10 protein-coding genes are annotated in these 9,196 nt (G+C 50.2%); 9 read left to right on the forward strand and 1 reads right to left on the reverse strand.

The features are described 5' to 3' along the window. The 9 genes from IJN28_00570 to IJN28_00610 all read left to right on the forward strand — a co-directional run. The coding region (locus IJN28_00570) for a DUF502 domain-containing protein (protein ID MBQ6712265.1) at positions 1–666 on the forward strand (666 nt) is incomplete at its 5' end. Positions 667–724: 58 nt separating this feature from the next. After that, positions 725–2,041: an HlyC/CorC family transporter gene (locus IJN28_00575; GenBank protein ID MBQ6712266.1), complete on the forward strand. Its 1,317-nt coding sequence runs from the start codon at positions 725–727 to the stop codon at positions 2,039–2,041. A 27-nt stretch (positions 2,042–2,068) separates the two neighbouring features. Beyond that, positions 2,069–2,191 carry a YqzL family protein gene (locus IJN28_00580; GenBank protein ID MBQ6712267.1) on the forward strand — a complete coding sequence of 41 codons (123 nt, stop codon included), beginning with the start codon at positions 2,069–2,071 and terminating at the stop codon, positions 2,189–2,191. Between the two features lie 16 nt (positions 2,192–2,207). Continuing rightward, a complete protein-coding gene (recO, locus tag IJN28_00585; protein MBQ6712268.1) occupies positions 2,208–2,939 on the forward strand; it encodes a DNA repair protein RecO in 732 nt (243 codons plus the stop codon). 68 nt (positions 2,940–3,007) lie between these two features. Beyond that, on the forward strand, positions 3,008–3,157 hold the full coding sequence (locus tag IJN28_00590) for a hypothetical protein (protein MBQ6712269.1): 150 nt from the start codon (positions 3,008–3,010) through the stop codon (positions 3,155–3,157). Between the two features lie 309 nt (positions 3,158–3,466). Next, positions 3,467–4,342: a glycine--tRNA ligase subunit alpha gene (gene glyQ, locus IJN28_00595; protein ID MBQ6712270.1), complete on the forward strand. Its 876-nt coding sequence runs from the start codon at positions 3,467–3,469 to the stop codon at positions 4,340–4,342. A 2-nt stretch (positions 4,343–4,344) separates the two neighbouring features. Continuing rightward, positions 4,345–6,363 carry a glycine--tRNA ligase subunit beta gene (locus IJN28_00600; protein MBQ6712271.1) on the forward strand — a complete coding sequence of 673 codons (2,019 nt, stop codon included), beginning with the start codon at positions 4,345–4,347 and terminating at the stop codon, positions 6,361–6,363. Positions 6,364–6,431: 68 nt separating this feature from the next. Further along, entirely contained in the window at positions 6,432–7,883 is a 1,452-nt protein-coding gene (gene pepD / locus IJN28_00605; GenBank protein MBQ6712272.1) for a beta-Ala-His dipeptidase, read from the forward strand. A gap of 41 nt (positions 7,884–7,924) precedes the next feature. After that, positions 7,925–8,806 (forward strand): EamA family transporter, encoded by an 882-nt coding sequence (locus IJN28_00610; protein ID MBQ6712273.1) that lies wholly within the window; start codon positions 7,925–7,927, stop codon positions 8,804–8,806. A 55-nt stretch (positions 8,807–8,861) separates the two neighbouring features. Here the strand turns inward: IJN28_00610 and IJN28_00615 are convergent. Continuing rightward, positions 8,862–9,196 (reverse strand): organic solvent tolerance protein OstA (locus IJN28_00615; GenBank protein MBQ6712274.1); only part of this gene is annotated, 335 nt, incomplete at its 5' end.

The following is a 9,196-nucleotide window of genomic DNA, read 5'->3' on the forward strand; positions in this document are numbered from 1 at the left end:
AAAGGACTTATCATTCTTGTCCCAATATTTATTACGTTTTTCGTATTGCGAGAAACATATGAGCTGACAGAAGGTTTGCTCGGAAGCCATTTTACCTACTACTTCCCGGGACTTGGCTTTATCGTATGCGTACTTGCCATTTTGCTTACGGGCTATCTTTTTTCGCATTGGATGCTGGAAGGTCTGCTCGGATTTTGCGAGAGATTGATCGGAACGATCCCGATCGTCAACTTTATCTATCAGAGTGTCAAGAAGCTGTCGGAGGCCGTCTTTGATTCGAAGCAGCTGTTCAATCAGGCCGTGCTCGTGACGTATCCCGGCAGTAATGCGCGTGTGCTCGGATTCAAAGTAAAAGAGGACTTGTCGCCTATCATGGGGCAGGACGGTGTGGAATATGCGTGCGTATTCGTGCCGTGGAGTCTTAATATGACGTCGGGCATCAATGTCATGGTACCGACGAAAGACTTGATACCTGTTGACATTTCGAGCGAAGAAGCGCTCCAATATATTTTGACGGCAGGCTCGATCATACCGAATCGTCCGCCGAAGATGACGATCGTTGCCGATGGCAAAACGGTCGGTCAAACAGAAGCGGAAACAGAACCGCAGACTACGGAGCGGGAGATCGAAACAGGTTCAAAAGAGAAACAAGCAGTCAGTGAATAAACGTATATTACAGCAAGGAGGTTGATGACCTATTCATTCGGAAGAAGGTTTTTTATGGATGCTGGCGATCGTCGCCTTATTGGGTATTCGAATTATTTTTGTGTTTATGGAATATGCACTCCCGCGCTTGCAGGAGGACTTGATAAAGGAACGTGTACGTGAGGGCAAGGCGAATGCAGAGCTCTTGCTTTCGATGCTTGCGCCTGACAGTGTTGCGCTCTGCGCGGCGAAGATGGGCAACTGTATCACGATGCTCTTATTGGGCGGTGGTATCGCGCTCTGGAGCGGATATGCGCTCGTACACAGCGCGCTAACACATCCGTTGACGATGGCGTACGGTATGTGGGTCGTGGCTTGTGCAATGTTCATCGTGCTTCTCATCGAAGCGATGCTCTTGGTGCTTTTAAGCGATATCTTGCCGACACTCGTGATGCGCAGAGATGAAGAGAGAATGGCATTTTTTGCTGTGCGGCCGTTTTATATTTTTCAAAAAATAGGCTATCCTATTCATGCGATCGTAAGACAGCTCGCTATCGCTTGCCTGCCTCTTTTGGGTATCAAGAAAAGCGAGCTGGACAGTGAAGCGACCCATTCGGAAGAGGAGCTTCGTATGCTCGTAACGACGGGTCAGCGTGAAGGCGTTCTCAATGAGATGGAGAGCGAGATCATCGACAACGTGTTCGATTTCTCCGATCGTACGGCGCGCGAGATCATGATACCGCGTAAGGATATGGTCTGCTTGTTCGTAGAGGACAGCTATGAGGACAATCTCAAGGTCATCATGGACACGTCGCATACGCGCTATCCTGTCTGTGAAGAGGACAAAGACCATGTCATCGGCATGGTGCATCTTCGTGATGTCATGGAGCTTGAAGTTGCGCGCAAGGATAATAAGGATATCCGCTCTATCATGCGCGAGATACTCATGGTGCATGAAGGTATGGCACTTACCGATATTTTGACACTCATGCGTAAAAAACGGATCCACATGACGGGTGTTGCTGATGAATACGGCGGTATCGCAGGCTTTTTGGCGATGGAAGACCTCTTGGAGGAGATCGTCGGTGATATCCAAGACGAGCATGACGAAGACGAAACGCTTGAGATCGAAACGGTCGAACAAGGTGTGTACGAATTCGACGGCAAGGTACTTCTCGATGAAGTGACGGAGCTTCTCTCGATCGCACTCGACGAGCATGAAGAAGATACGATCGGCGGATATATGTTCGGCCTGCTCGGCAGACGACCGAAAGTAGGCGATACAGTCACGATCGGCAACTATCGTTTTACCGCGATCGAAGTAAACGGATTCCGTATCGTGCGTCTTAAGGCAACGCCGATAGCGGAAACCGAAACGAAGGGACAAGCAGTCTGACACGAATTGGCAAAGGATGTGCGCTTGATGTTGAAAGATACGTTATGGGAGATTTTTCGGACAACAGGACAGATCGAAGCCTATTTGATGTACAAGCAATGCGCAGACGAAAATGAGGCTGAAGAGCTTATCGAAACGGATACGCATTGATGTAAGGATGGATAAGATGAAAAAAACGGAAGCGATCGTGTTGTCGGTTCGCAATTGGGGCGAGGCAGACAGGATCGTGACACTTTTTTCAAAAGAATACGGAAAAACAGAAGCCGTAGCGTACGGAGCGCGCAAACCGCGCAGTGCGCTTGCGGCTTCTGTACAATTATTCACGCAGGCAGAGATGACGCTCGCGGAAGGCAAACGTATCGACACACTGAAACAGTGCCATATCGTGCGTTCGTTCCGTGTGCTCCGCGAAGACTTGACGCGCATGGCATACGGCTCGTTCTTGACGGAAGTCTGCGAGGTGCTGACGATGGATGGCGAGCGCGATGAGGAGCTGTATGAACGTCTTCTTCTTCTCCTCGAAATGATAGAGACGCGCAATCCGAGGATCGTTGCGCTCGCGGGTGCGCTTCAGATGATGAAGCATGGCGGATTCGGCCCGATCACCGAACGGTGCAGTGCGTGCGGATGCGCAGTAGAGGGAAAAGTCTTTTTCGACAGACAGCTCGGCGGTATCGTCTGCGAAGCGTGTCGTCAGACGAACAGTATCCTTATGCGTGAATCGATGCGCTCGTTTATCGCGTGGCTCGAAACGCTCGGCGACGGCCCGGTTGAACCGCCGCGCGTAACAGGCCGTGATATGGTCGATACCGAGAAGCTGCTGCTCTCCTACTTAACGGATATCATCGATCGCCCGCTCCGCTCGCTTAATTTTATCGCACAGCTCGGCGATACATAAATTCCTTCTTGGATTATCCATACTGATGTGGTATGATACTTATATAGATAAGCTGAGGAGGAGTCAAAATGGCAGGCTGCAACGAGCAAAATTGTATCTGTCCGAAGACTGATTGCGAGCGTCACGGCAAGTGCTGTGAATGTATCAATCATCATCGCAAGAAAAACGGTCTTGTATATTGCATGAAACAGATCGTGAAAGAACAAGAGAAAAAGTAAAAGCACCTTGACAAAAAAGGTGCTTTTTTGGTATAGTTGTAGCAATATGACAGCAATGCGAGAAAGAGAGCATATCCACCTCTGTCAGCGAGTCGGGGACGGTGCAAGCCCGACATACGGATACGCGAAGGCATTCTCAAGCTGCGGAAGGAAATCTCAGATGAGAGAGTAAACTCCGCCATATATGAAGGTGGGCATCACGCCAATCAGGGTGGAACCGCGGGAAATTGACATCTCGTCCCTGTAACATTTCGTTACATGGGAGCGAGGTGTTTTTATTTGTCAAACATTTGAAGGAGGAATCGACTTATGACATTTCAGGATATTATCTTGACGCTTCAGAACTTCTGGGCGAAACAGAACTGTATTTTATCCCAACCGTATGACGTGGAAAAAGGCGCTGGTACGATGAACCCGTCCACGTTCCTCAGAGCACTCGGTCCCGAACCGTGGAACGTAGCTTACGTAGAACCGTCCCGCCGTCCGAACGATGGTCGTTACGGTGAAAATCCGAACCGTCTTTATCAGCATCATCAGTTCCAGGTCATCATGAAGCCGTCCCCGGCTAACATTCAGGAGCTCTACCTCGAGAGCCTCAAAGAGCTCGGCATCGATCCGTCGCAGCATGACATTCGTTTCGTTGAAGACAACTGGGAATCTCCGACGCTCGGCGCATGGGGCCTTGGTTGGGAAGTATGGCTCGACGGTATGGAGATCACGCAGTTCACGTACTTCCAGCAGGTCGGCAGCATCGACGTAAAACCTGTTTCCGTTGAGATCACATACGGTCTTGAACGCTTGGCAATGTACATTCAGGGTGTAGAAAACGTATACGACCTCAAATGGGTCGGCGATGTAACGTACGGTGACGTATTCCATCGCAACGAAGTAGAAAACTCGCACTACAACTTCGAAGTAGCTGATACGGATATGCTCTTCACGCTCTTCGATATGTATGAAAAAGAAGCAAAACGTGTCGTTGAAACGGGCTTCGTTCTCCCTGCATACGACTACGTATTGAAATGCTCGCATACGTTCAACCTGCTCGACGCACGCGGCGCGATCAGCGTCAGCGAAAGAACGGCATTTATCGGCCGTGTTCGTGCGATGGCAAGAATGTGTGCGCAGGCATACCTCAAACAACGTGAAGAACTCGGATTCCCGATGTTGAAAGGAGCGGAATGATCATGGCAAAAGATTTATTGTTGGAAATTGGTACGGAAGAGATTCCTGCAAGATTTATTCCGGGTATCCTCGCACAGATGGAATCTCTTGCAAGCACAAAACTCGCTGAACTTCGCCTTGCTTTTGAAGCAGTAGAAGTATACGCAACGCCGCGCCGTTTGACGCTCTGCGTAAAACAAGTGGCTGAACAGCAGCTCGACCAGACGAGCGAGAACAAAGGCCCGTCCGTTAAGATCGCATTCGATGCGGAAGGCAACCCGAGCAAAGCGGCTCAGGGCTTCGCACGCGGTCAGAAAGTAGATCCGAAAGACCTCGTCGTAAAAGACGGTTATGTATATGCGATCGTCCATGAAGAAGGTCAGGCGGCAGAAGCACTCCTTCCGTCCTTCTTGGAAGAACTCATCCTCAGCCTCAACTTCCCGAAAAATATGCGCTGGGCAGACCTCGATTTCAAATTCGTTCGTCCGATCCGCTGGCTCCTTGCTATCTGGGATAATGTACGCATTCCGCTTACGATCGCAGAAGTATCGAGTGATATGTTCACGATGGGTCATCGTTTCCTTGGTCAGGGCAAAGTGGCTGTTGAATCGGTAGCAGATTATTTCGCAAAACTGAAAGAAAACTTCGTCATGATCGATCAGAAAGAACGTGAAGAAGTTATCGTAGCACAGATCAATGCGCTTGCAGAAAAAGAAGGCGGCCGTGCAGAGATCACGGAAGACCTTTTAGAAGAAGTCGTATATCTTGTTGAATATCCGACGGCACTCTGCGGTACGTTCGAAGACAAATATCTTGCACTTCCGCAGGAAGCAGTTATCACGCCGATGCGCGAACATCAGAGATACTTCCCGGTACTCGATGCAAACGGTGCGCTCATGCCGCGCTTCATCACAGTCCGCAACGGCAGCAGAGATCATCTCGAGATCGTTCAGCACGGTAACGAACGCGTTCTCCGCGCACGTCTTGACGATGCGAAATTCTTCTATGAAGAAGATAAAAAACAGACGCTCGAAAATCGCGTCGAAAAATTGAAAACGATCGTATTCCAAGACGGTTTGGGCACGATCTACGACAAAGCCGTTCGTTTGCAGGAGCTTTCCGTATTCATTGCGGCTGAAGCAAACGTACAGGCTGACGAAGCAGACCTTCGTCGTGCGGCTCTCCTCGTAAAAACAGACCTTTTGACGGGTATGGTAGGCGAGTTCAGCGAATTGCAGGGTATCATGGGTCGCGAATATGCGCGCCTCGACGGTGAAAAAGATATTGTTGCAGAAGCGATCTTCGAACATTATCTCCCGCGTTTCGCAGGCGATATCCTTCCGCAGACAGACCTCGGTCGTGTCGTCGGCATTGCTGACAAGATCGACAACATCGTGGCTACGTTCAGCCGCGGCCTTATCCCGACAGGTTCGCAGGACCCGTACGCACTTCGTCGTCAGGCACTCGGTATCGCACACATCTGCATCGCAGCAGGTTACTCCGTATCCATCGCTCGCATTGCGGCCAAAGCGGCAGAACTTCTCGGCCTTGATGAAGCAAAAACGGAAGAACTCGTTCGCGCTGTACAGGAATTCTTCGTGCTCCGTATGAAAAATATCTTGAGCGATGCAGGCGTTCGCTATGACATCGTTGATGCTGTCCTCGAAGCAGGCTGTGACGATGCGGCAGATACAGCAGCACGCGCACACGTGCTCCAGAACCACGACTTCAGCGTTGCGGTACAGGCACTCACGCGTGTTATGAATCTCGTAAAAGACAGCGAAATGCTCGCTGTTGATACGGCTCTCTTCGAAGCAGAAGCAGAAGGCGCTCTCTGGGAAGCGTTCAACAATGTGAAGGAAGTTGCTACGCATCAGGCTCGTTTGGAAGCACTCGTTGCACTCGCTCAGCCGATCGACAAGTTCTTCGCAGACGTTATGGTCATGGCAAAAGACGAAGCGGTGAAAAACAACCGTATCGCTCTTCTCAACCATATCAAACAGTTCGCTGGCGTTTTGGCTGACTTCAGAAAGATCGTCTAATTGAAAAAAGAAAAGCGCATGGATTCGCTCCGTGCGCTTTTTGTATCATATCGGAAAGGAATGATACGATGGATAACGTAATATTGCGGGAGGAAAAAACACGCCTTGTGCTGGATGAATTCCGTGTGCTTTCGGCTATCCCGCATCCGTCTACGGCAGAACAGGCAGTCGGCGATCATCTCGAACAGTCGCTTCGTGAAGCGGGGCTTACTGTATACCGCGATGCGTGCGGTAACCTGATCGCCGAGAAGCAGGCATCGGCAGGCTGTGAGGCATGGCCGACGACTATCCTGCAGGCGCATATGGATATGGTCTGTGTATCGGCAGACGGTGTCGTATACGATAAGTATACCGACCCCATTCGCCTTGTAGAAGACGGCGCATATCTCAAGGCGGACGGCACGAGTCTTGGTGCAGACGACGGCATCGGTGTGGCTGTCATCATGGTCATCTTGAAGGATACCTCGCTTGTGCATGGACCTATCCGCGCTATCTTCACTGTGGAAGAAGAAACATCGATGCGCGGTGCAAGTCAGCTTGATGCGAAGTGGCTCGACGGAGATTATCTCATCAATTGTGATTCGGAAGAAGTCGATACGATCACTGTCAGCAGTGCGGGCGGTATGCACATCGACGCAAGACTTACTTGCAAGCGTACCGCAAGACGAATAGGGACGACTGTCTGTCAAATCGAAGTCGGAGGATTGCTCGGTGGTCATTCTGGCGTCGATATCCACAAGGGGCGTGCCAATGCGATCCTTGTCATGGCAGATTGCCTATCACAGCTTGACGGCGTACGCCTTATCCGTTTGGACGGCGGTATGGCACGCAATGCGATTCCCGCAAGAGCGCGCGCACTCGTAGAGTTGCCTGCCGAGAAGGTGGGCGAAGCAGAGCAACTTCTGCAAACAGAGATGGCAAGACTTCGCATGCTGTATTCTGCGGAGCGCGGTCTTACGATATCGCTTAAAGAAACGGGAAGTGACGCACTGCCGATGACGAACGACTCTATGATAAGACTGATCTCATTCTGCCGACAACTCCCCAACGGTGTGCGCTCGATGCATCAAGCGATTCCGTCGCTCGTCGAATCGTCATCGAATGTCGGTGTCGCAGAAACGAACGGTAATATCATAGAATTTCGTATGCACCCTCGCAGTTCAAACGAAAGTGATATGGCATGGTATCGTCAGGCGGTCGGCGATATTGTCAAGTCGTGCGGGATGGAAGCAGACTTCTACGGAGAGATCCCTGCGTGGCCGTTAGCGAACGATAACCGCCTGGCACAGCTTGCCTCGGCCGTCTACAGAAAACAAAACGGCTCACCGATGAAGATAGAAGCCTGCCATGCGGGACTTGAATGCAGTTACTTTTATCAAAAAAATCCAAACCTAAAACTCATCTCGATCGGGCCTACCGTTGAGCACGTACACAGCCCACAAGAGCGTATCGCCATCGGCACGATCGCCGTACATCTTGATCTCATTGTCGGGATATTGGCAGAAATGGGCATGAAATAACGATGTGTCCTTGTGCATCATCATAACTGGCGGAGGTACATATGTATTCTGATTACAAAACATATCTTATTTTATTCGGCGGTGTGTTTGCGCTGTCGACATCGGCTATTTTTGTCAAGATCGCTGATGCACCTTCCGCCATTATCGCTTTTTATCGACTGCTTATTGCAGGCGCGGTCTTGGTGCCGTTCTGTCTGCTCAGCAGTAAGAGCCGCTTTGAGATCACCGCGTTTCAACGAAGACAGTGGCGGCAGATCATATCGGCAGGCTTCTTTTTAGCACTCCATTACGTGATGTGGTTTGAATCGCTGACATTCACCTCAATCGCAAGCTCGACTATGCTTGTTTCTATGCAGCCGTTATTTTCACTTGGGTTGGATCGGTTCGTACAACGAAGGACGATAACCAAAACCGCGCTGACAGGATGTATCGTTGCGCTGATCGGCTGCATCATCATTGGCGCAGGCGATTTTCGAATCAGCGGTGACAGTCTGTTCGGGGATATCCTGGCATTTGCGGCGGCAGGCGTGATCGCTCTTTACTTTTTTGTCGGCGAAACTGTCAGAAAAGACGTTTCTGCACTTACTTATTCTGTACTCAGTTATCTGATCAGTGCCGTTATCTTGGCCGTCTACTGTGTGGTTCGTGCGGAATCGTTTAGCGGATATACAGATAAAACATGGTTATCATTCCTCGGTCTGGCACTCATCGCCACGATCGGGGGGCAGTTCGTATTTAATCTTTTGCTGAAGAAGGTATCGGCATCTGTCGTAACGATGAGTATTCTGGGTGAGCCGATCGGTACGTGCATCTTAGCTTATTTGTTGTTGAATGAAGGGATCATGCTTCAGCAATTTGTTGGGATCGTGATCATTATGTTGGGGATGACGATATTTTTTTCTCGCCCGACATACTTGAAATAGTGTCGAAATAGAAAAAGAGTGGATACAGTTTTAGCTGTATCCACTCTTTTTCTATTTAATGAAGAACATTGGCTCGTACATCGTACTCTTGATGAGATGTCGTCCAAGTTTTGCCGTTCTGTGTGATGGTGACATTACCGTCGAATGTGGCAAGCTTCGTTTTCCAGTTGAACGAGGCCGTGTTGGAGGTGATCGTCAGTCCGTCACGCGAGAAGTGCGAGCCGCCTTTGATATAAGCCGTGCGTGCCGGACCTTTGACGTATACGCTGCCGCCTTTGAAGGTGATGCCGTCTTGCTTGAAGCTGACACCGTCATCGCCCCATACCTCCATCGTAACGGGAGAGAAGCGTGCGCTGTCTGCCGTAATGGTACGAGCACCGATCGTGATGA

This window comes from Selenomonadales bacterium (genome assembly GCA_017442105.1).
In the GTDB taxonomy this organism is placed as follows: Bacteria; Bacillota; Negativicutes; order RGIG982; family RGIG982; genus RGIG982.